Source organism: Mesorhizobium sp. USDA 3734 (genome assembly GCF_056279665.1).
The window spans coordinates 1802778-1824908 of record NZ_JBWCCW010000001.1; the positions used below are offsets into that span (position 1 = coordinate 1802778).

Consider the following 22131-nt stretch of genomic DNA (forward strand, 5'->3'; position numbering starts at 1 on the left):
ATGGTGACACTGACAAGACGTAAACTCATCGCATCATCGGCGGCACTTGCCGCGTTCGCTGCCTCTGGCATTCGTGCCGGGGCGGCGGGAACGGCGGCGCGCATCGGCTACAATGGCGACTTCTGGGGCGCCAGCGTTGCCGGCGTCGCCGCCGACCAAGGCTTTTATGCCAAGCACGGCGTCGATGCCAATATCAAGGTCTTCACCAACGGCCCCATCCAGGTCCAGGCGCTTGGCGCCAACAGCCTGGAATTCGGCTATCTCGGACCGGGCGCGTTGTGGCTGCCGGCAAGCGGCAAGGCCAAGATCATCGCCGTCAACGATGTCGGCTTCTCGGACCGGGTGATCGCCCAGGCGGGCATCACGTCCATCGCCGCCCTCAAGGGCAAGAAGGTCGCGATCGCGGCCGGTACGTCGGGCGACATGCTGTTGCGGCTGGCGCTGCGCAAGGCCGGCATGGCGATGACCGACCTCGACATCGTGCAGATGGACCCGAGCACCATCGTGGCGGCCTTCGCCTCCAAGCAGGTCGACGCGGCCGGCATCTGGTATCCGTTCGTCGGCATCATCCAGAAGAGCGTTCCCGATCTGGTGGAACTGGCCAAGAACGACGACTTCTATCCGCAGACCACTTTTCCGAGCGTCTTCATTGCCCGCAACGACCTGATCGAGGGCAATCCCGATCTCGTCCGCAACGTGGTGCGCGCCATCAAGGACGCGCAGGATTTTCGCGCCGCCAACCAGGACAAGGCGATCGAGATCACCTCCAAGCTGCTCGGCATTCCGGCCGACCAGCTGAAGACGGAGGCCGGCTATGGCCGTTTCATGACGTCGGCCGAGCTCATCAAGCTGACCAAGGACGGCACCGTGAACGGCTGGTTCTCGACGATGAACGACCTGTTCAAGACCTTCGGCAAGCTCGAGACCTCGCTCGATCCCAAGGACTATTATCTCGGCGATCAATACATCTCGGCCTGAAACCGGCATGCATTAAACCGCAGGCCCCAGCGTCGAGCCGGGGCTTGCCTTCTGACAATCACAGCAGCGGCGAGGCCATTCATGAACGTTCTCTACATCGACATCGACAGCCTCAGGCGCGACCATCTCGGCTGCTACGGCTATCACCGGAACACCTCTCCCGTCATCGACGGCCTTGCCGGTGACGGCATCCGCTTCGAGAACGTCTATGTTTCGGATGTGCCTTGCCATCCGTCGCGCACGGCGCTGTGGAGCGGCCGCCACGGAATGCGGACCGGCGTGGTCGGTCATGGCGGCACCGCCTGCGAGCCGTTCCGCGAAGGCGCCGAAAGGGCCTGGGCCGGCACCTTCTACGAAGAAGGCTGGATGCGGGCGCTGCGCGATCTCGGCTACCACACCACGACGATCAGCAGCTTCGGCGAACGGCACGGCTGCTGGCACTGGTATGCCGGCTTCAACGAGATCATCAATCCGGGCAAGGCCGGCATGGAAAACGCCGACGAGGTCTCGGGCCTGGCGATCGACTGGCTGAAGCGCAATGGCTCGGCAAAAAAATGGTTCCTGCATGTCAATGTCTGGGATCCGCACACGCCCTATCGCGCGCCGGACGCCTTCGGCGACCCCTTCGCCGACCAGCCGCTTCCCGACTGGATGACCAAGGCGGTGTTCGAGAAGAGCCATGCCGGCTACGGCCCGCACAGCCCACAGGAACCCTCGGGCTTCGACATCGAGCCGGGCGGATCGAAATACCGGCGCATGCCGTCGCCGATCAGCGACATGGACACCGTCAAGGCCTGGTTCGACGGCTACGATACCGGCGTGCTCTACGCCGATCATCATGTCGGGCTCATCGTCGAGGAGTTGAAGCGGCAAGGCCTGTTCGATGACACGATCATCGTCATCGGCGCCGATCACGGCGAGAACCTCGGCGAGCTCAATGTCTGGGGCGACCATCAGACAGCAGACGAATTCACCTGCAACGTGCCGCTGGTCATCCGCTGGCCCGGCGCCGAGGACATGCGCGGGGTCAACCGCGGCCTGCACTATCATTTCGATTGGGCCGCCACGCTGATCGACCGGCTTGGCGGCAGCGTGCCGGCGCTGTGGGATGGGCGCTCCTTCGCGCCGGCACTCGCCGCGAACGAGGAGGGCGGCCGCGAGTTCCTGGTGCTGAGCCAGGGTGCGTGGGCGGTGCAACGCGGCGTGCGGTTCCGGCTCGGCGGGGCCGACTGGCTGATGCTGCGCACCTATCACGACGGCTACAAGGATTTCGGCCCCGTCAGCCTGTTCAATTTGAGCGAGGATCCGCATGAGCAGCACGATCTCTCCGGTGTTCGAACCGATGTGGTCGATCATGCCAGCCGGCTGCTCGAGGACTGGCGCAGCACGATGGCCGTCCGCAGCGACAGCGATGTCGATCCGCTGGTGACGGTGATCAGGGAAGGTGGGCCGTTCCATTGCCTTGGCGAGTTGCCGGGCTACCTCGAAAGACTGCGCCGGACCGGCCGCACTGATGCGGCAGCGGCACTCGAGCAGCGCCACCCTGCACCGCCGCCGCGGCGCAAATCCCTGAACTGACGCGCGCTCTGACGGGCGCCATCATGAACCTTGCTGTCCATGTCCGGTGCCGACGCCGTCGAGGGCGGCGTGGCACTCGCGCATCATGCGTAGCGCCTCTTCCTCGGTCAGCCCGAACTTGCGCATCAGCCGCCGGATCTCGGGCCCGACCGTCATCTGAACCGGTTCGGCGGCAAAGCGGGTCTTCTTCGCTTTCTTCTTGGACATCAGAGCCTCTCCCGGCCTTGTCGGTGCGCCCTTCGCATCAGCCTTGACCTGGTCTCACGGTGCCGCGCCAGACCATCGGTGCATGGCAGGTCAGGCGGCTGCCGGCGCCGGCTTCCCCCAGCGAACCCGTCGCCAGCCGCACGGCCTGCGTGGCGATCTCCTCGATCGGCGGCGCGAAGGTCGTCAGCCGGTACGAAGCCCAGTCGGCCTGTTCGATATCGTCGAAGCCGATGACGCAGAGATCGCGCGGTACGTTGATGCCGAATTCGTGGCGTGCCGTGTCCAGGAAGCCGCACGCTATCAGGTCGGTGACGCAGAACGCCGCGTCCGGCCGCTGCCGTCCGGAAAACAAGCGCCTGGCGCCTTCGGCGCCGGTGGCGTAGCTGGTGCGGCCCTCGCGCCACAGGATCACCTCCAGCCCTTCCTTCTGCGCCGCGGCGATGAAAGCCGTCTCGCGGGCCAGCAGGCTGGGCGTGCCGGCGGCCGATGTCACCAGGGCAGGCCTGGTGCACCCGGCGCGGATAAAGGCATGCAGGGCCGCCTCGGCGGCGGCGGCGTTGTCGACGCCGATGTTGTGCGGCCCGTCGAAGCGGTCGTCGCGATTGATGAGGATCAGCCGCTGGCCGTTTTCCAGGCAGGTGCGGATCAACAGCTGCGGCGGTGAGCCGGACAAAACGATGGTCGCGTCGGCGCGGTAGTTCAGCGTGTTGCGCAGCGCCTGGTCGACATGGTGGCTGGGGCCGGAGGTGTTGAACACCATCGCCACTTTGCCGGCATCGCGCAGATGCTGGGTCAGCGCCCGCTGCAGCCGCGCGTGATAGGGCGTGTCGCCATCGGCAACGATGAGGCAGACGATGCCGGTCGACGCCCGCATCAGGCCGCGCGCCAGATGGTTGACGTGGTAGCCGAGCTGCTCGGCCGCCAGCAGCACCCGCTCGCGGGTTTCTTCCGAAACACTGGCGCCGGGCGTGAAGGTGCGTGATACGGCCGAGCGCGAGACGCCGGCGAGGTCGGCGACCTGCTGGGCGCTGGAAAAACCATTGCGGACCCTTGGAACTGTCAAGCGAACACTCTTGCTGCTGTTTCTCGTAATTCTTGCACGGCAGTGCAACATAGCGCAAGTTCGACACTGTTTCTACTGCCCCACTTGACACCTGCGCGGCGATGAAACAGTTTTGCACAGCCGTGCAAGGAAAAACGGCGTGGGAGGATACCCTGTTCATCTCTGTGAAGACGCCCTTGCGACCGTCATCGACCGGGCCGGCTGTATGAGCGGCGCGGCGCTGCACCTGGAGGCGGCCCGGCTGTCGGAGGCCGAGCTCGACAGGCGTGCCGATGTCTGCCGGCAGTTGCTGGTCTCGGCGGGGAAGCTGGCGATGGAGGGCTATAGCAGGCTCGACGCCGCCGAACCGGTGGCAATGAAGGGTCCGCAGGATTTCCTGACCGAAACCGACGGCAAGGTCGAGGAGCACATCCGCGCGATACTTGCCGCAGCCTTTCCCGAAGACGGGTTCCTGGGCGAGGAAGGCGGCGGCAGCACCGGCGCTGCCTGCCTCTGGGTCGTCGATCCAATCGACGGCACGGCGAATTTCATGCGTGGCATTCCGCATTTCTGCATTTCGATCGCCTTCATCCAGGACGGCCGCAGCGAGATCGGCGGCATCGCCAATCCGGCCATCGGCGAGGTCTATTTCGCCCGTCGTGGGCAGGGCGCCACACGCAATGGCGCTGCGATCCATGTTTCGCGCACGCAAGCCTTCGATCGTGCCTTTGTCGAGTTCGGCTGGTCGCCGCGGATTCCCAACCGCGAGTATCTGGACAAGGTGAGCCTGGTCTGGGCGCTCGGCGCCAATGTGCGCCGCTCCGGCTCAGGGGCGCTTGGGCTCGCCTATGTCGCCGACGGCCGCTCGGATGCCTATGCGGAGCTTCATATCAATGCGTGGGACTGTCTGGCCGGATTGCTGCTGGTGGAGGAGGCCGGCGGCCGCGTGAACCGTTTTCTCGACGGCGATGGCATGGCGAAAGGCAATCCGGTGCTGGCCGCCGCACCTGGCGTGGCGGCGACCTTGTCCCAGGTGATCGGAGTGCCACTCGACGACGGCTAAGTTATTCAAGAGCAAGAAAGGGAGGAAATATCAATGACAGGTCCATCTGATCGCAAGCAGCGCAGGCATGGTGTCTGGCTCGCACTCACCGCGGCGCTGGCCATCTTCGGATTGTCCAATGCTGCCCATGCAGCCGATCGCAACCTCGTGATGTATTGCGCCGTTGACGAGGCCTGGTGCCGGGCCATGGCGACCACCTACCAGAAGGAGACCGGCGTCAGCGTCGACATGACCCGCATGAGCGCCGGCGAGATCTACGCCCGCCTGCGGGCCGAGAAGGACAATCCGCAGGCCGACATCTGGTGGGGCGGCACCGGCGACCCCCATCTCCAGGCAGCGGAAGAGGGGCTGACCCAGGAATACAAGTCGCCACAACAGGCAAACCTGCGCGACTGGGCGCTGAAGCAAGCCGAACGGGCCAAGAACCGCACCGTCGGCATTTATCTCGGCGCGCTTGGCTATGGCTACAATGAGGACGACCTGAAGCAGCGCGGGCTGACCGCGCCGGCCTGCTGGGCGGATCTGGTGAAGCCCGAATTCCAGGGCGAGGTCGAGATGGCCGATCCGAATTCCTCAGGCACGGCCTGGACCATGCTCGCCACCATCGTCCAGCTGATGGGCGAGGATAAGGCGTTCGACTATCTGAAGCAGCTCAACAAGAACATCGCCGAATACACCAAGGCCGGTGCCGCGCCAGCGCTCGCCGTCGGCAAGGGCGAGACGCTGGTCGGCATCGCCTTCCAGCATGACGTCATCAATGCCGCCAAGCAGAACCCGGCGGTCAAGGTGGTTTCGCCTTGCGAAGGCACCGGCTTCGAGATCGGCTCGATGAGCATCGTTGCCGGCGCCAAGCATGTCGAAGAGGCGCAGAAATTCTACGACTGGGCGCTGACGCCTGATGCGCAGAAGCTGGCGGCGCCGAACGGCAGTTTCCAGATCCCGTCGAACACCGGCACACCGGTGCCGCCCGAAGCGCCGGATCTCACCAAGATCAAGCTGATCGAGTACGACTTCGCCAAATACGGCTCGTCGGCCGAACGCAAGCGGCTCTTGAAGAAGTTCACGGAAGAGGTCCGCAACGGCGGCTAACTGCCAGTTTCCAGAGTCTATCTTGCGCGGCCGCATCATCGCGGCGCCGTAAAGCCGACCGCCTGTCCTGTCGTCGGCTGCCCACGCGGCAGCCGACGCCTGACCTTCGGCATCGCCAGCACAGAAAGGCATCGCATGGCCTCGGCCTCATCCATGGTCAATTCCGCCCCGGCACGCAGTGCGACCGCCTGGCTGATGGCGGCGTGGGCGAGCTTCGTGCTGCTGCCGTGGTACAAGGTCGAGGGCGGCTTCCTGTCGCTCGACTGGCTGGCGCGCCCGGCGGATGCCGCGCCGGCCATCCTGTTGTCACTGAACGGCCGGCTCTGGCTACTGGCGTTGATCCTGCCGCTTGCCCTGGCAAGCTGGCTCATCGCGCGCCAAAACCTGCGCGGCCTTGCTGTAGCGGGCGCGGCCGGCCTTGCCTGGCTGGCCATCGAAGGCTTTTCCATCATCCATTCGGGCTGGGGATTTGCCTGGCTCAACCAGCTTGCCGGCACGCCGGGACCGATGCAGCCGGGGCTTGGTTGGGGCGCTGCGCTCTATGCGGTGGCGATGCTGATGTTCATCGCCGAGGCGCTGGCCGCACGCGGCTGGTGCAAGGGCGACCGTTTCGTCGTCGGCTCGCTGCTGATCGTCATCGCCTCGCTGGTCCTGTTCGTCGCCTATCCGCTGCTGTCGATCCTCGCCTCCGCAGTCGAGGACAATGACGGCAATGTCGTGCCGGCGCTGTTCATCGAAAAGATCTTCAGCGCCAACATCTGGAGCCTGCGCTGCCTCCATGGTGACGGTTCCTGCGGCGTGGCGTGGAACACGGTGGCGATCGCGGTCCTGGTCGGCTTCTTCTGCACAGCACTTGGGCTGGCCTTGGCACTGATCGCACTGCGCACCAGGCTGCCGGCCAAATGGCTGCTGCGCGGCCTGTCGATCCTGCCGATCATCACGCCGCCTTTCGTCATCGGCTTGGCGCTGATCCTGCTGTTCGGCCGCGCCGGCATCGTCACCAATTTGCTGTCCGAACATTTCGGCATTCCGCGCAGCCGCTGGATCTACGGCATGGCCGGCATCACCATCGCCCAGGTGCTGGCCTTCACGCCGATCGCATTCCTGGTGCTGGTCGGTGTGCTGCAAGGCGTCAGCCCGAGCATGGAGGAGGCGTCGCAGACCTTGCGCGCCAGCCGCTGGCGCACGTTTCGTACCATCACATGGCCGCTGATCCGGCCGGGACTGGCCAGCGCCTTCCTGATCTCGTTCATCGAGAGCATGGCCGATTTCGCCAATCCGCTGGTGCTGGGCGGAAATTTCAACGTGCTGTCGACGGACATCTTCTTCGCCGTGGTCGGTGCCGCGCATGACCAGGGCCGCGCCGCGGTGCTGGCGATCGTGCTTTTGATGTTCACGCTCGCCGCCTTCGTCATCCAGCGCCGCTGGATCGGCAGCCGCTCCTATGTCACCGTCGCCGGCAAGGGCGATGGCGGCGTGCCCGCCACGCTGCCCAGGGCCTTGCGCATCGGCTGCTATGCCGCCGTCATTCCGTGGCTGCTTTTGACCATCGTCGTCTACGGCATCATCCTGGGCGGCGGCTTCGTGCAATCGATCGGCCGCGACAACACGCCGACGCTGGAATATTTCCTCACCGCCTTCTCCATCTCGCAGGGCGTCAATGGCTGGTTCCTGAGCGGCTCGGCCTGGCCGTCGCTGCTGATGACCATCGGCCTGGCACTGGTGGCGATGCCGTTCACCGCCGCCCTTGGCATCCTGACGGCCTATCTGCTCGACCGGCAGCGCTTCGCCGGGCGCACGATGTTCGAATTCCTCGCCATGATGAGCTTTGCCATTCCCGGCACGGTGGTCGGCGTCAGCTACATCCTCGCCTTCAACGTGCCGCCGGTGCAACTGACCGGCACCGGGCTGATCATCGTCATCTCCTTCATCTTCCGCAACATGCCGGTGGCGATCCGCGCCGGGCTCGCCAATCTCGGGCAGATCGACAAGAGCCTGGACGAGGCATCGCTGACGCTCGGAGCGCGGTCCTTCGCCACCTTGCGGCGGGTCATCCTGCCGATCCTGAAGCCGGCGATCGTGACCGCGATGATCTACAGCTTCGTGCGCGCGGTGACGGCGGTCAGCGCCGTCATCTTCCTGGCGACCGGCCGCTTCAACCTCGCCACGGTCTATATCGTCGGACGCGCCGATGTCGGCGAATACGGCATCGCAATCGTCTATTCGGCGGTGATGATCGTCGTCATGATGCTCATCCTCATCGGCATCCAGCTTCTGGTCGGCGAACGCCGGCTTGGCCGGCGCCGGGCGAGCACGCAAGCCGTCGTGGTTCCAATCTGATGGGGAGAAGTGGCATGGATCAAACGGCCAAGACGGCTGCCCCCGGCATGGTGGAGAAGCCGGCGGTGCGCTTCGAGGGCGTCACCAAGAAATACGGCGCTGTCACCGCCGTCGACGATGTCAGCTTCGACATCGCGCCGGCAAGCCTGGTGACGCTGCTCGGGCCTTCGGGCTGCGGCAAGACGACGACGCTGAGGCTGATTGCCGGACTGGAACACACCAGCACCGGGCGCATCATCATCGACGGCAAGGACGTCACCTTGCTTTCCGCCGCCGAGCGCGACGTCAGCATGGTCTTCCAGTCCTACGCGTTGTTCCCGCACATGAATGTGATGGAGAATGTCAGCTACGGACTGCGGGCTATGGGGCTCGGCAAGGCCGAGACCGCCGAGCGCGCCGCCGAGAAGCTGAAGCTGGTCGGCCTGTCCGGCTACGAGAAGCGCCAGCCGAGCGAACTGTCCGGCGGCCAGCAGCAGCGCGTCGCGGTGGCGCGCGCCATCGTGCTGGAGCCGAAAGTGTTGTTGTTCGACGAGCCTTTGTCCAATCTCGATGCCAAGCTGCGCCGGCGCGTGCGCGACGAGATCCGCGGCCTGCAGCAGGATCTGGCGCTGACCATGGTCTATGTGACGCACGACCAGGAAGAGGCGCTGGCCGTGTCGGACCGCATCATCGTCATGAATGCCGCCCGTGTCGCCCAGGACGGCACGCCGCGCGACCTCTACAACGAACCGACGAACCGCTTCATCGCCGACTTCATGGGCGACGCCAACCTGCTCGATGTCGAGGTGATCCGCTGCAACGAGACCAGCGCCGACGTGAAGGTTGGGCCGCTTCGGCTGGAATTGCCGCATCGCGGCATCGCGCCGGGACCGGCCGTGCTGGCTGTGCGGCCAAACGCCGTGCGCATCCTTGCCGGTCAGCCGGCGGCCGGCGGAATGAGGGGGCGCGTGGTCAAGAGTTCGTATCTTGGCGACCATATGGAGTACCGGATAACGGTCAGCGATCCGGCGATCGAGCTGTTTGCGACGTCGCCTGATGTCACGCCCGCCGTGGCCGAGGGATCCATCGTCACCGTCGAGTTCGATCCGGCCAAGATCGTGCTGATTGCCAGCGACTAGCTTTGCCAGGTGTTTGCAGCGTATCCGCACTGCCTTGCCCTAGCAGGCAGTCGCCGCTGCATCACGACAGCCGGGCCGGTTCACCCTATTGCGGTGCTGCCAGGCAGGTTCTTACCCGGCGGCAGGAAGGGTGAATTGAAGTGACATCGACGTCCGTTGCCCGTCGCGAAGCGGCGCCCTTGCCGGTCGCGGCACTGATGGGCGCCATGGTGTCGATCCAGATCGGCGCCACCTTCGCCAAAGGTCTGTTCCCGCTGATCGGCGCTCAGGGCACGACGACGCTCAGGCTCGTCGTCGGTGCGCTGATGCTGATCGCGGTGCTGCGGCCGTGGCAGATGCGGCCCTCGCGCGCCACTTTGCCGTGGCTGGTCGCCTATGGGGTGACGCTTTGCGTGCTCAACCTTCTGTTCTACGCAGCACTCGCCAGGATTCCGCTCGGCATCGCGGTGGCGCTGGAGTTTTCCGGCCCGCTTCTGGTGGCGACCTTGACCTCGCGGCGCGCCAGCGACTTTGCCTGGATCGCGCTGGCGGTGGCCGGCATCCTGCTGTTGTCGCCCTTCGTTCATTCACTCGTGCCGCTTGATCCGATCGGGGTGATGCTGGCGCTGGCGGCCGGCGGCTTCTGGGCGCTCTACATCGTGCTGGCCCAGAAGGCGGGCGCGGAGCTTGGCACCCGCACCACCGCCTACGGCATGGCGATCGCCGCCGTGCTGGTGCTGCCCTTCGGCATCGCGCAAGCGGGAACCGCGCTGCTGGCGCCCTCGATCCTGGTCAGCGCTTTGCTCGTCGGCCTGTTCTCCAGCGCGCTGCCGTTCTTTCTGGAGATGGTGGCGCTGACCCGGATGCCGGCACGCATCTACGGCACGCTGACCTGTCTGGAGCCGGGGCTGGGCGCACTGGCCGGCTTCCTGTTCCTGCACGAGAGCCTGACCGCGACGCAATGCGCCGGGATCGCCGCCGTCATTGCCGCCGCTTTCGGCACGGCGATCACCTCAAAGCCACCGGTACCGTCGCCGGAGTAGGGGAGGGACGCGCGGGGTCCTGGACATCTCCGAGTATTTCTGGAATTCAACCGACCAAACGGCGAAGCTTGGCCGCATTCTTGTCCAGAACAGCACTGAAATTGTCGCCTGCGGCATCAGTATTTCCGGCTCTGGACAGAGGGTGATCTGGTCCAATACGGTGTGCGTCGAAGTGAAGACGCGTGTGTGGAAAAGGCCGGTCGCTGCTTGCAAAAGAATGTCTTCTCATCGACCGACCTGCCGCCGCATCTGGACCACCGCGCGCGGTTCGCGCTCTGGCAGGACATCCACGTCGCCGAGATCTGGTCGGTCGAATATACGATTTCCGAGAAGCTGTCGTTCGAGGCCGCGATCGAAGCCACGGCCGTCGGGTCGCTGGTGCTGGGGCAGATGGCGGGGACGATTCGCCATGCCAGCCGCAAGGCGAGCAACATCGTCGCCGACGGCCGCGACGGCTATCTGCTGCTGGTCAACAATGGCGATACGGTGCTCAGCGGCACCCAGATTGGCCGCGACTATCACGTGGGCAAAGGTGAAGCAGCACTCGTTTCGGCTTCGGAAGCGTTGCAGATGACCGGCGGCGACAACAATGTCTGGGCCAATGTGGTGCTGCCGCGCGAAGTGCTGGAGAACGCCTTCACGCATGTCGAGGACCGGTTGGCGTTGACCATCGGAGCCGACAATGAGGCGCTCGACATGCTCAAGCGCTATTGCAGCTTCCTGGAAGCAGGCCCCGTCTTGCTCTCGCCCGATCTCGTCGGCCACGCCACCGAAACGATCGTCGATCTGATCGGCCTGGCGACCGGCGCCAAGGGCGAGGTGGCCGAACTGGCCGGCCTGCGCGGCCTGCGCGCGGCAAGGCTGCAGGCCATCCTGCAAAAGATGCGGGACAATTTCGCCGATCCCGCCATTTCAGCGCAGAGCGTTGCCGGGCAATTGCGGCTGTCCGTGCGCTATGTCCATGATCTCCTGCAGGAAACCGGGGTGAGCTTCGCCGAGCGCATCCTCGAACTACGCTTGCAGAGAGCCCATCGGATGCTCTCGGACAGGCGCAACGACCGGATGCGGATCAGCGAGATCGCGCTGCTCAGCGGCTTCTCCGACGTGTCCTATTTCAACCGCTGCTTCCGCCGCCGCTTCGGCTCGACGCCCAGCAGCGCCAGGTAGTCTCGCCGGCCGCTAATCCCGCCGGATGCACGGCGCGCCCATCGACTGAGGCTGAATGGCCACACCGATCGGGAAAGCGCCGCGGTGCTTTCCCGGACAATTCGGGTGCGGCCCAGCCCAAGACGCGGCCGGCGGACAATGCAACACCGGATTTCTCGACAACAGCTGGATCTTCGCGAGGCGAGGACCACACCATTTCCGGGGCGGCAGACAAACCATGAAAACTCTTCTTCTCGCTACAGCCATCATTCTTGCGCCGGCCGGCATGGCATGCGCGGCCGACATCAATGAGCCTGTTGCCGCCTATGACTGGTCGGGTCTCTATGCTGGCGTTCACTTCGGCTACGCGGCCGGTCAATCGAATCTTTTCATCGCCGGCGGCGGCCTCGGTGGCGCCTCCGACCTCAACGTTCCCGTCGATCCGAACGGCTTTGTCGGCGGCATCCATATCGGCGCCAACTACCAGATGGAGAACAGCTTCGTGATCGGCGCCGAGGCTGACATTGCCTATAGCAATGTGGATGGATTGACGCCCCTCGACGCTGGCGGCGGCGGGGTCTCCACATTGCTCAAGAGCGAACTCAAATGGTCGGGGTCGGCGCGGCTGCGGGCCGGCTATGCGTTCGATCGGACCTTGCCCTACATCACCGCCGGCGTCGCCGCTGCCAAGTATGAATTGATTGCAGCCAGCGCCGGCGGCCCCGCCGCCGAAATAACGCTGCACAGCGACAGCCATGTCGGCTGGACCGTCGGCGCCGGCATCGAGCACGCCTTCACCGACAGGTGGATCGCCCGGGCCGAATATCGCTACTCCGACTTCGGCAGCCAGGACCTCTCGGTGGCAGCCGGTCTGCCAACGGAAACCCATGTCGATCTCCAGACACAGGATGTCCGGGTCGGGCTGAGCTACAAGTTCTGATCTGCCGAAACGGGCAGAAACCCGCGGCGGCCTTTTCCGCCGCGGGGAACGCACATTTTTTGAGGTAGCAGACAGACAATGAAATCCATTCTTCTCGCCACGGCCTTCATCCTCGCACCTGTCGGCATAGCGTGCGCGGCGGACACCAGCGAGGTCTTGCCTGTTGCGGCCACCTACACCTGGTCCGGCGCCTATGTCGGTGCGCAGGCCGGCTACGCCAGGGGGGACGCAAGGGTCGGGCAGAACTTTGCACCCGGCAGCTTCGACAATTACGGCTGGGGCTACAGTCCGTCCGGTGGTTTCGGCGGTCTTTATGCCGGCTACAACAAGCAGTTCGACGGCGGGCTGGTTCTTGGCATCGAGGGCGACTACAGCTTCGCAAGCGTGAAGGGCACGACGCTGTATCGGGCGCTCGGCGTCGATGACCCTGCCTTTGGCGGCGAGCTCGAGCTTGATACGGTCGGGTCGGTGCGCTTGCGGGCCGGTTACGCGATGGATCGCTGGCTTCCCTTTGTCACCGGCGGCCTGGCGGTGGCAAGCTACAAGCACACTACCACCGACATTCCAGGCGGTCCCTATGCCGACGCCAGAGACACCGTCACCGGCTACACGCTGGGCACCGGTGCGGAATACGCAGTCACCGACAATTGGGTGGTCCGCGGCGAGTACCGGTTCGCCGATTTTGGCCGCCATGCTTCCCAGCGTCACCTGATCGTCAACGGCGCTCCTCTCAATCCCGACGAGATCGAGTTGACGACGCACGATGTCCGGATCGGTGTTGCCTACAAGTTCTGATCGCTGAAGCTGCCGATCTCCCCCCTCGAGGGGGAGATGGCCGGCAGCCCAGAGGGAGTCGGTTCGACTGGGCTCGGCCTGCTGCTGCAGATGAGGTTGGCGCTCTATGTGCGGCGATCCCCTCTGTCGCCTTCGGCGACATCTCCTCCTCAAGGGGGAGACAAAGCCGGCGCTGGTTAAATCAGCTTTTCCAGTGTGATCGGCAAATCCCGCACGCGCTTGCCTGTCGCGTGGAACACCGCGTTGGCGATCGCCGGTGCGACGCCGACAATCGCCAGCTCGCCGACGCCCTTGCCGCCGAGCACCGAGGAATGCAGGTCGGGGATGCCGACCGAGATCACCTCGATGTCGGGGATGTCGGCATTGGTCGGCACCAGGTAATCTGCGAGATTGTTGTTGACGATGCGGCCGTGGCGGCGGTCGACGATGCCTTCTTCCAGCAGCGCCTGGCCTATGCCCATGATGATGCCGCCCTTCCACTGGCTTTCGGCCAGCTTCGGGTTGTAGAGCCGGCCGGAATCCAACGCCGACACCACGCGTGAGACGCGCACCGTGCCGAAATCCTCGTCGACGCGCACCTCGATGAAATGCGCGCACCAGGAGTGGCGGGAATAGTCGCCCTCGGTATGTGGCAGCGCCATGGCGATGGTGGTGTAGTTCTTGTAGCGGTCCTCGGCCGTCGAATTGGCTGGCATGGTGTCGCCGGTGGCTTCGATCTGGTCGCGGCCGACACTCTTGAGCAGTTCGGCGATCGAGACATCAGGGCCGTCGCCGCGCGGCGAGCCGATACGGCCATTGGCAACGACCAGCGTGTTGGCCTGCAGCGCATGGAAAGGCGAGCGCGGATCGCTGATGGCGAGGCCGACCAGCTGGTCGAGCGCCGATGTCGCCGCCTTGTAGACCGCACCCGTCATCACGCCGGCCAGCCGCGAACCGCCGGTGACGCCGGCACGGGGAAAGCGCGAGTCGCCGAGCTTCACCACCACGTCGTCAGCTCGCACGCCGACCGTTTCGGCGGCGGTCTGCGCCAGGATGGTGTAGGTGCCCTGGCCCATGTCGATCGACGAGCTTTCGACCTCGACGGAGCCGTCGGCCAGGATGCGCACGATCGCCTCGCCATAGGCGCGCCGCACCGGATAGGTGCCGGCCGCGACGCCCCAGCCAATCAGCTGGTTGCCGTCGCGCATCGAGCGCGGTTCGGGCGAGCGCCTGGACCAGCCGAAGCGCTCGGCGCCGGTGGCAAAAGCCTCGCGCAACTGTCTGGTCGACCAGGCTTTTTTGGCATGCGGATCCTGCTCGGCATAGTTCCTCAGCCGGATCTCCAGCGGATCGATGCCGACCTCGTAAGCGAGCTCGTCGATGGCGCTTTCGATGCCGAAGGCGCTAGGGTTTTCGCCCGGCGCGCGCATGGCGCCCGGCACCACCGAATTGACCCGCACGACATTCTGCCTGGAGGAAAAATTCGGTGTCGCGTACATGATCGAGGTGACCGAGCCCAGCGGCTCGACCCACATGCCGTCTATCGACGTCTCGTTGACGCCGCGATGCACGATCGACTGGATCACGCCGTCATGGTTGGCGCCGATCGTCACCGTCTGGCGGGTCGCGGCGCGGCCACCATAGCCGGTAAAGGTCTGCGGCCGCGTCATCACCAGCCGTACTGGCCGTCCCAGCATTCTGGCGGCACATGCGGCCACCGCGCCATGGCTGAGCGCCAGCGCCTTGGAGCCGAAGCCGCCGCCAATATAGGGCGAGACCAGCCGGACATTCTCGAACGGCACGCCGAACCATTCGGCATAGGTGCGGGCCATACCGTCCAGCCACTGGCTCGGCTCCCACACGGTGAGCTGATCGCCCTCCCAGCGGGCGATCAGGCCGTGCGGCTCCATTGGCGCCTGGTATTCGCGCGGCGTGTTGTAGGCAGCACAAATCCGCACCGGGGCCGAGGCGAATGCACCTTGCGCGTCACCCCATTCCTTGGTCATGGCGTCGATCGGGATGCCGTCGCCGGCCTTGGCGTCGCTGAGGTCGACGATCGAAGGGGCCTCGTCATAGCTGACCTTGACCAGTGCGGCCGCCGCAACCGCCTGTTCGAAGGTCTCGGCGATCACGGCGGCGACATGCTGACCGGAGAAGCCGATGTCGCGCGCCAGCGGGCAATAGGGCTTGTCGGGCGGCGGCGTGCCGAACCAGTCCGAGGCGGTCCTGAGACTGATGATGGTGTCCGGGGTCAGCACTTGCAGCACGCCGGGCGCTGCCTCGGCCGCCTTGGTGTCGATCGCGCGCACCTTGCCCGATGCAATCGTGCTTTCGACCAGCACGGCATAGGCGAGGCCTTCGAGCTGCTGCTCGACGGCGTATTTCGCCGCACCCGTGATCTTGGCCGGGCCGTCGACACGCGACAGCCGGCCGCCGACGGCTTCCGCACCGTCGGATGCGTCACCATGTCTGATGTTGTGAACCGTCATGCCGTTTCTCCCATCTTGAGAATAGCCCGCGCCACAACGCGCGGCGCCAGTTCGATCTTGTAGTGGTTGGCGCCATGGTCGACGGCGCCTTCGACAGCGAGCAGGCTGGCGGCGCGGACAACGTCCGGCTCCAGCACCTTGCCCTTCAGCGCCTCCTCCAAGGCCCGTGCACGCCACGGCTTTGTCGCAACGCCGCCGAGCGCCACGCGCAAATCGCGGATGGTGCGGCCATCGGCCTCGAATTCGATGCCGACGGCGGCACTTGCCGCGGCAAACTCATAGGATTGGCGATCGCGGATCTTCAGGTAGGTCGAGCGCTGGGCAGAGGCCGAGCCGGGGATCTCGATCGCGGTGATCATCTCGCCCGGCTCGATCGCGTGTTCCCTGTCCGGCGTGGTGCCGGGCAGCAGGAAAAAGTCGTCGACCGAAAGCTGGCGCTCGCCCAGATGCACGACCGCATCGAAGGCGACCAGCGCCACGGCGAGATCGCCGGGATACATGGCGATGCAGGCGTCGCTGGTGCCGAGCACGGCATGGCCCCTTGTAACGCCGCCGATCGCCGAACAGCCGCTGCCAGGTTCCCGCTTGTTGCAGGCAGGGAAATTCGCTGGGTCGCGGAAATACGGGCAACGCGTACGCTGCATCAGATTGCCGCCGATGGTCGCCATGTTGCGGATCTGCGCCGAGGCCGCCTGCCACAGGGCTTCGGAGATAGCGGGGAAGTGGCTCTTGATGCCGGCATGGTCGGCGACATGGCCCATCCTGGCGAGCGCGCCGATGGTGGCGCCGCGCTCGCCCAATTCGATGCTGTTCAGCCCCTTGAGATGGGTGATGTCGACTAGGCTGTCTGGCTCGGCGACGCCGCATTTGGCGAGGTCGATCAGCGTGGTGCCGCCGGCGAGCAGCATGGCACCGGGCAGGGCAGCCGCCTGGCGTGCCGCATCAAGTGAATTGGCGCGCAGATAGGAAAAATCCCTCATGACTGGACCTCCAAGGCCGCTTGGCGAATGGCGGCGACGATGTGTGGATAGGCGCCGCAGCGGCAGAGATTGCCGGCCATGTATTCGCGGATTTCCTCGTCCGAGCCGGCATGGCCTTCGCGGATGCAGGCGACCGCCGACATGATCTGGCCGGGCGTGCAATAGCCGCACTGGAAGGCGTCCTGTTCGAGGAAGGCAGCCTGCACGGGATGCATTTCGCCCTCCCGTGCAAGCCCCTCTATGGTGGTGACGGTGCGGCCCTGAGCTTGAGCTGCAAGTGTGAGACAAGCCAGCACGCGCTCGCCGTCGACATGCACGGTGCAGGCGCCGCACTGGCCGTGGTCGCAGCCCTTCTTGGTTCCGGTCAGGCCGAGGCGGTCGCGCAAGGCATCGAGCAGCGTGACGCGCGGCTCGAGTTGCAGCTCGTGATGGTCGCCGTTGATATCGAGATGGACGGGGATTGTTGTTTTGGTCATGGCGTCTGGCTCCAGTTGCTTGACGCGAAGTCGGTTGATCTCATGTTGGGCAGGCGGCGGACCTAGTGCCCGCTGTCCGGCCCTTCGCTGTCGCTCCGTGCGTTCGTCGTTCGGGAAGCCAAGCTTGGCTTCCCGCCCGCTTCGCGGGACCACTCCTCACCCCAGCAGGTCCTCGATGCGGATCGGAAAGCGCCGGGGCCGCACGCCGGTTGCATGCCAGACCGCATTGGCGATGGCGCCGGCCGTGCCGGTGATGCCGATTTCGCCAACGCCCTTGATGCCGAGCGCGTTGACATAGGGGTCGTCCTCGTGGACCAGCAGCGCCTCGACCGACGGCACGTCGGCATTCACCGGGACATGATATTCGGCGAGGTTGGCATTCTGGATCCGGCCCGAGCGCCGGTCGGTGATGGCTTCCTCATGCAGCGCGAAGGAGACGCCCCAGATCATGCCGCCATAATACTGGCTGCGCACCAGCCGCGGATTGATGACCCGTCCGGCGGCGAACGCGCCGACCAGCCTTGTGACGCGGATCTGGCCGAAATCAGGATCAACCTTCACCTCGGCGAACACGGCGCCGTGCGCGTGCTTGGCATAGGTCTCCTGGGACGCCGGGTCTGGAGCGCCCTTGCCATGGGCTTCGATCTCGGTGAGGCCCGCGCGTGTGAGGATCTCGGCATAGCTTTCACCGCGGCTTTCATCGTCGCGCCGGTAAAGGCGGCCGCCGCGCGCCAGCACGCCTGCATTGCCGGCGCCGAACAGCGGCGAGGCCTCGTTGCCGGTGGCGAGATCGGCGAGCCTGGCGATGACGGCGGCGCCCGCATTGTGGATTGCCATGCCGGCCGTCGCCGTGTGGCCGGAGCCGCCGGCAATGCCTGCATTGGGCAGGTCGGAGCTGCCGGCCCTGAACTCGACCCGGTCGATGTCCAGTCCAAGCCCATCGGCGGCGATCTGAGCAAATGCTGTCCAGGCGCCTTGCCCCATGTCCTGCGCACCGGTCTCCATCAGGCCGCTGCCGTCGCTTCTCAGCACGGCGCGGGCCTCGGCCTGGAACATGATCGCCGGAAAGGTCGCCGTGCCCAAGCCCCAACCGGTGAGGAAACCGTCCGCGTCGCGCATCAGCCGCGGCTGAAGCGGGCGGCTCGCCCAGCCGAACGTCTCAGCCGCCTGTCTGTAGCATTCGCGCAGCGCCTTGGAGGAAAACGGCTTGCCGGTCATCGGCTCGACCTCGGCATAGTTCCGCAGCCGAAATTCCAGCGGATCCATGCCGCAGGCGTGAGCCGCCTCATCGATAGCGCTCTCCAAAGCGATCGAGCCGGTGGCTTCGCCGGGCGCCCGCATGAACAGCGGCGTACCGGTGTCGAGCCGCACGGCATCGTGCGAGGTGGCGATGGCCGGGCTGGCATAGAGCGTGTGCGAGGCATCCGCGGCCGGTTCGAAGAAATCGTCGAACGTGCTCGACGTGGTCCTGGCGTGATGGTCGATCGCCGTCAGCCGCCCTTCGCCATCCATGCCCATGCGCAGCGTCTGGCGCGTCGGCGCGCGATGGCCGACCGGACCGTACATCTGCTCGCGCCGCAGCACCAGCTTGACCGGACGGCCGACGAGACGCGCCGCCAGGATGCCCAGCACCTGCGGACCGGAAATCATGCCTTTGGAGCCGAAGCCGCCGCCAAGGAACGGGCTGCGGATGTGGATGTTTTCCGGCGCGATGCCGAACAGGCCAGCGATGCGGCCCTGCGCCATGGCAAGGCCCTGGCTCGGCGTGTCGATCGACAGTCTGTCGCCATCCCAGGCGACGACGATCGCATGCGGCTCCATGGCATTGTGGTACTGGGCCGGGGTCTCATAGGTGGCTTCGATCCGCGTCTTTGCCGATCTGAGGCCCGCCTCGACATCGCCCTTGTGCTGCACGGCCGGACCGCCGATACCGACACCACGCGGCACGAAGCTTTCGGCGCCATCGAGGCCAACGCGCGGCGGCAGTGCTTCATAGCGCGGCGACAGCAGTGCTGCCCCCTCGGTCGCAGCCTCCAGCGTCTCGGCGATCACCACGGCGATGCTCTGGTTGGGGTAGCGGACCTTGTCGTTCTGCAGCAGGTCGAGCCGGAACATGAAGGGATGGTCCTTGGCATCCGGATCGATGGCAAGCGCCGGCCGGTTTTGCGGCGTCATCACCTCGACCACGCCCTTGTGCGCCTTGGCCGCCTCGGTATCCAGCGCAGCAACGCGGCCGCGCGCGATGCTGCTGACGGCCAGCACGGCGTAGAGCATGCCGGGCGGATGGTTGTCGGCGGCATAGCGCGCGGCACCGGTGACTTTCAGAAAGCCGTCGCGGCGGGTCAGCGGCTGGCCGATGCTGGAGCCCTGCCGGGCATGGGCGGGTTGCTGGTTGAGGCTCAGTTCAAGCGTCATGGCGCACTCCGGGAATGTTTGAGAACGGGGAGGCAGGAAGGGCCGGCAGGCGCTCGGGCGTTCCCGAAAGGGCTGACATCAGAACCCTGACCACGATGCGGCGGGCAAGCTCGATCTTGAATGCATTGTCGCCGGAGGGGCTGGCATCGGCCAAGGCGGCGTCCGCCGCGCTGGCGAAGGTCGCCTCGTTGGCATCCGCGCCAAGCAGGATGGCTTCGGCCGAGCGCGCCCGCCACGGCTTGGCCGCGACGCCGCCCAGCGCCAGCCTTGCGGCGCGGATCTTGCCACCGTCGACGACGAGCGCTGCCGCGGCCGATACGACGGCGAAGGCATAGGAGGTACGTTCGCGCACTTTCAGGTAACGGGTATTGGCGGAGAAGGAGACAGCCTCCGCCGGCAGGCGCACCGCCACGATCAGATCGCCGGGCTCCAGCGCATTCTCCCGCTGCGGCGTTTCACCGGGAAGCCGGTGGAATTCCTCCAGCGTCACATGGCGCCGGCCCTTCTTGCCTTCGATCTCGACCACCGCGTCGAGCGCCACCAGCGGCACGCAGAAATCCGACGGATGGGTGGCGATGCAGGCGTCGCTCCAGCCAAGCACGGCGTGCAGGCGGTTCTCTCCCTCCAGCGCGTCGCAACCGGCGCCAGGCTCGCGCCTGTTGCAGGCGCTGGCGGTGTCGTAGAAATAGCTGCAGCGCGTGCGCTGCAAGACATTGCCACCGACGGTGGCGGCGTTGCGAAGCTGCGCCGAAGCGCCCGACAGCAGCGCTTCGGCCACCGCCGGATAGGATTTCGCGAACTCCGGATCGTAGGCGAGGTCTGCATTGCGCACCAGTGCGCCGATGCGCACGCCGCCATCGGCCAGCCGCTCGATGCGGTTGAGCTCCGGTAACCGGGAGATGTCGACGATACGTTCGGGACTGGTGATGCCGCCTTTCATCAGGTCGAGCAGATTGGTGCCGCCGGCGAGATAGGCCGAACCCGGCTCGGCCGCGGCTGCGATGGCGTCTGGGATGGTGGCGGGCCTGATGTAATCGAAGTCTCTCATGCCGCGGTCCTCCGGTCTGCTTTGGCAAGCTGTTGCTGGGCCTCCAGGACGGCCCCGACGATGCCGCCATAGGCCGCGCAGCGGCATATGTTGCCGCTCAGCCCCTCACGGATGCGTTCGGGATCGTCGCCGGCCTGTCCCTCGGCGATCAGGCCGAGCGTGCTCATGATCTGGCCGGGCGTGCAGAACCCGCACTGGAAGCCGTCATGGGCGATGAAGGCGGCCTGCACCGGATGCAGATCCTCGCCGTGGGCGACGCCTTCAATGGTCAAGACATTGGCGCCGTCATGGCTGACCGCCAGCGCCAGGCAGGAGTTGATGCGCTTGCCGTCGACCAGCACCGTGCAGGCGCCGCACTGGCCGCGATCGCAGCCCTTCTTGGTGCCGGTGAGATCGAGCCGTTCGCGCAGCAGGTCGAGCAGGGTTACGCGCGGATCGACCTCCAGTTCGTGTCGGTGTCCGTTGATGGTGAGCGTGATGGGAAGGCTGGTCATGGGCGTCTGGCTCCAGTTGCTTGACGCGGATGGGGTTGAACTGGTGCCTTGCCGGAGAAGGGCAAGGTAACCGTTTGGTCAGGTCTTGGCGGCGAAAGCGGAAATTGCAGCGAATCTCCCGCGAGACAGGCGGGCAGGGGCGATGTCGGCTTGCAGGTTCGAAAGGCGTGACATACCGGTTCCCCTTCTTATATGATAAAGGTACTCCACTAAAGCGGAGGCGCCTCCGTTTATTACGTGGGGGTTGACCCGGCCGGGTTCAAGCCCCCTGACACGACGTGGAGAAAAAATTGGCCACCGAGCCGTCCGACATTGCTGAACAGAAAGCCGAAGCCGCGGAGACAAAACCGCTGCGCGCCGATGCGCAGCGCAACCGCGACCGGCTGGTCGAGGTGGCCGCCGCCGTGTTTGCCGAGCGCGGCATCGATGCTTCGCTGGAGGAGATCGCGCGCCGCGCCGGCGTCGGCATCGGCACGCTCTACAGGCATTTCCCGACGCGCGAGCATCTGGTCGAGGTGGTCTATCGGCGTGAGGCGGAGGGACTGTGCGCGGCCGCCGGCGAACTCGCTGGAAAACATCCGTCCGATGTCGCGCTGGAACAGTGGATGCAGCGCTTCGTCGACTACATCGCCACCAAGCGCGGCCTGGCGACCAGCCTGCGCATCCTGCTCACCACCAATTCGACGCTGTTTTCCGACACTTCCGGCAGGGTGTCGCAAGCCTTGCGGCAACTGGTCGAGGCGGCGGCGGCCGACGGCACCATCCGCGGCGACGTCGAAGCTTCCGACGTGCTGCACGCGCTGTCGGGCATCTACTCGGCGCCCGATACCCCCGAATGGCGCGACCGTTCGGGCCGGCTGGTCAAGCTGCTGATGGACGGGCTGCGGTTCGGGGCGGTGAAATCCACCAAGGCCTGACGGTCCGCGCGATCG

The 22131-nt window shown here is 65.6% G+C and carries 19 protein-coding genes; 11 read left to right on the forward strand and 8 right to left on the reverse strand.

Features of this window, described 5'->3' with window-relative positions; all coding sequences use genetic code 11:
* The first annotated feature begins 9 nt into the window (after positions 1-9).
* Together ACZ89F_RS08565 and ACZ89F_RS08570 are read left to right on the forward strand one after the other, a co-directional pair.
* Positions 10-978 (forward strand): aliphatic sulfonate ABC transporter substrate-binding protein, encoded by a 969-nt coding sequence (locus ACZ89F_RS08565; RefSeq protein WP_476097247.1) that lies wholly within the window; start codon positions 10-12, stop codon positions 976-978.
* Between the two features lie 81 nt (positions 979-1059).
* Positions 1060-2556 carry a sulfatase family protein gene (locus tag ACZ89F_RS08570; RefSeq protein ID WP_476091290.1) on the forward strand — a complete coding sequence of 499 codons (1497 nt, stop codon included), beginning with the start codon at positions 1060-1062 and terminating at the stop codon, positions 2554-2556.
* Between the two features lie 21 nt (positions 2557-2577).
* On the opposite strand, the gene ACZ89F_RS08575 is transcribed toward ACZ89F_RS08570, so the two are convergent.
* Positions 2578-2763: a hypothetical protein gene (locus tag ACZ89F_RS08575; protein ID WP_476091291.1), complete on the reverse strand. Its 186-nt coding sequence runs from the start codon at positions 2761-2763 to the stop codon at positions 2578-2580.
* Positions 2764-2800: 37 nt separating this feature from the next.
* Complete coding sequence (locus ACZ89F_RS08580; RefSeq protein WP_476091292.1) at positions 2801-3826, reverse strand: LacI family DNA-binding transcriptional regulator; 1026 nt, start codon at positions 3824-3826, stop codon at positions 2801-2803.
* 205 nt (positions 3827-4031) lie between these two features.
* Between ACZ89F_RS08580 and ACZ89F_RS08585 the strand changes: the two genes are divergently transcribed.
* The 8 genes from ACZ89F_RS08585 to ACZ89F_RS08620 all read left to right on the forward strand — a co-directional run bounded on the left by ACZ89F_RS08585 (position 4032) and on the right by ACZ89F_RS08620 (position 13318).
* Positions 4032-4868, forward strand: coding sequence for an inositol monophosphatase family protein (locus ACZ89F_RS08585; RefSeq protein ID WP_476097248.1), 837 nt, complete (start codon positions 4032-4034; stop codon positions 4866-4868).
* 33 nt (positions 4869-4901) lie between these two features.
* The gene (locus ACZ89F_RS08590; RefSeq protein ID WP_476091293.1) at positions 4902-5957 is read left to right on the forward strand and encodes an ABC transporter substrate-binding protein; all 1056 of its coding nucleotides are present in this window, start codon (positions 4902-4904) and stop codon (positions 5955-5957) included.
* Positions 5958-6110: 153 nt separating this feature from the next.
* Positions 6111-8297: an ABC transporter permease gene (locus ACZ89F_RS08595; protein ID WP_476091294.1), complete on the forward strand. Its 2187-nt coding sequence runs from the start codon at positions 6111-6113 to the stop codon at positions 8295-8297.
* Positions 8298-8311: 14 nt separating this feature from the next.
* Positions 8312-9415 (forward strand): ABC transporter ATP-binding protein, encoded by a 1104-nt coding sequence (locus ACZ89F_RS08600; RefSeq protein WP_476091295.1) that lies wholly within the window; start codon positions 8312-8314, stop codon positions 9413-9415.
* Between the two features lie 140 nt (positions 9416-9555).
* A complete protein-coding gene (locus ACZ89F_RS08605) occupies positions 9556-10437 on the forward strand; it encodes an EamA family transporter (protein WP_476091296.1) in 882 nt (293 codons plus the stop codon).
* Between the two features lie 207 nt (positions 10438-10644).
* The gene (locus tag ACZ89F_RS08610) at positions 10645-11604 is read left to right on the forward strand and encodes an AraC family transcriptional regulator (protein WP_476091297.1); all 960 of its coding nucleotides are present in this window, start codon (positions 10645-10647) and stop codon (positions 11602-11604) included.
* A 217-nt stretch (positions 11605-11821) separates the two neighbouring features.
* Positions 11822-12523: an outer membrane protein gene (locus ACZ89F_RS08615; RefSeq protein ID WP_476091298.1), complete on the forward strand. Its 702-nt coding sequence runs from the start codon at positions 11822-11824 to the stop codon at positions 12521-12523.
* 78 nt (positions 12524-12601) lie between these two features.
* Positions 12602-13318, forward strand: a complete 717-nt coding sequence (locus ACZ89F_RS08620) for an outer membrane protein (RefSeq protein ID WP_476091299.1) — start codon at positions 12602-12604, stop codon at positions 13316-13318.
* Positions 13319-13494: 176 nt separating this feature from the next.
* Here ACZ89F_RS08620 and ACZ89F_RS08625 read toward each other — a convergent pair whose 3' ends face one another.
* The 6 genes from ACZ89F_RS08625 to ACZ89F_RS08650 all read right to left on the reverse strand — a co-directional run bounded on the left by ACZ89F_RS08625 (position 13495) and on the right by ACZ89F_RS08650 (position 21199).
* Positions 13495-15786: a xanthine dehydrogenase family protein molybdopterin-binding subunit gene (locus ACZ89F_RS08625; RefSeq protein ID WP_476091300.1), complete on the reverse strand. Its 2292-nt coding sequence runs from the start codon at positions 15784-15786 to the stop codon at positions 13495-13497.
* Entirely contained in the window at positions 15783-16766 is a 984-nt protein-coding gene (locus ACZ89F_RS08630) for an FAD binding domain-containing protein (protein ID WP_476091301.1), read from the reverse strand. The genes ACZ89F_RS08625 and ACZ89F_RS08630 overlap by 4 nt, the downstream gene beginning before the upstream one ends.
* Positions 16763-17242 (reverse strand): (2Fe-2S)-binding protein, encoded by a 480-nt coding sequence (locus ACZ89F_RS08635; RefSeq protein ID WP_476091302.1) that lies wholly within the window; start codon positions 17240-17242, stop codon positions 16763-16765. Before ACZ89F_RS08635 ends, ACZ89F_RS08630 begins: the two co-directional genes overlap by 4 nt.
* Positions 17243-17398: 156 nt before the next feature.
* Positions 17399-19657: a xanthine dehydrogenase family protein molybdopterin-binding subunit gene (locus ACZ89F_RS08640; protein WP_476091303.1), complete on the reverse strand. Its 2259-nt coding sequence runs from the start codon at positions 19655-19657 to the stop codon at positions 17399-17401.
* Positions 19647-20705 carry an FAD binding domain-containing protein gene (locus ACZ89F_RS08645; RefSeq protein ID WP_476091304.1) on the reverse strand — a complete coding sequence of 353 codons (1059 nt, stop codon included), beginning with the start codon at positions 20703-20705 and terminating at the stop codon, positions 19647-19649. The genes ACZ89F_RS08640 and ACZ89F_RS08645 overlap by 11 nt, the downstream gene beginning before the upstream one ends.
* On the reverse strand, positions 20702-21199 hold the full coding sequence (locus ACZ89F_RS08650) for a (2Fe-2S)-binding protein (RefSeq protein WP_476091305.1): 498 nt from the start codon (positions 21197-21199) through the stop codon (positions 20702-20704). Before ACZ89F_RS08650 ends, ACZ89F_RS08645 begins: the two co-directional genes overlap by 4 nt.
* A 290-nt stretch (positions 21200-21489) precedes the next feature.
* On the opposite strand from ACZ89F_RS08650, the gene ACZ89F_RS08655 reads away from it, so the two are divergent.
* Positions 21490-22116 (forward strand): TetR/AcrR family transcriptional regulator, encoded by a 627-nt coding sequence (locus ACZ89F_RS08655; RefSeq protein WP_476091306.1) that lies wholly within the window; start codon positions 21490-21492, stop codon positions 22114-22116.
* The last annotated feature ends 15 nt before the right edge of the window (positions 22117-22131 follow it).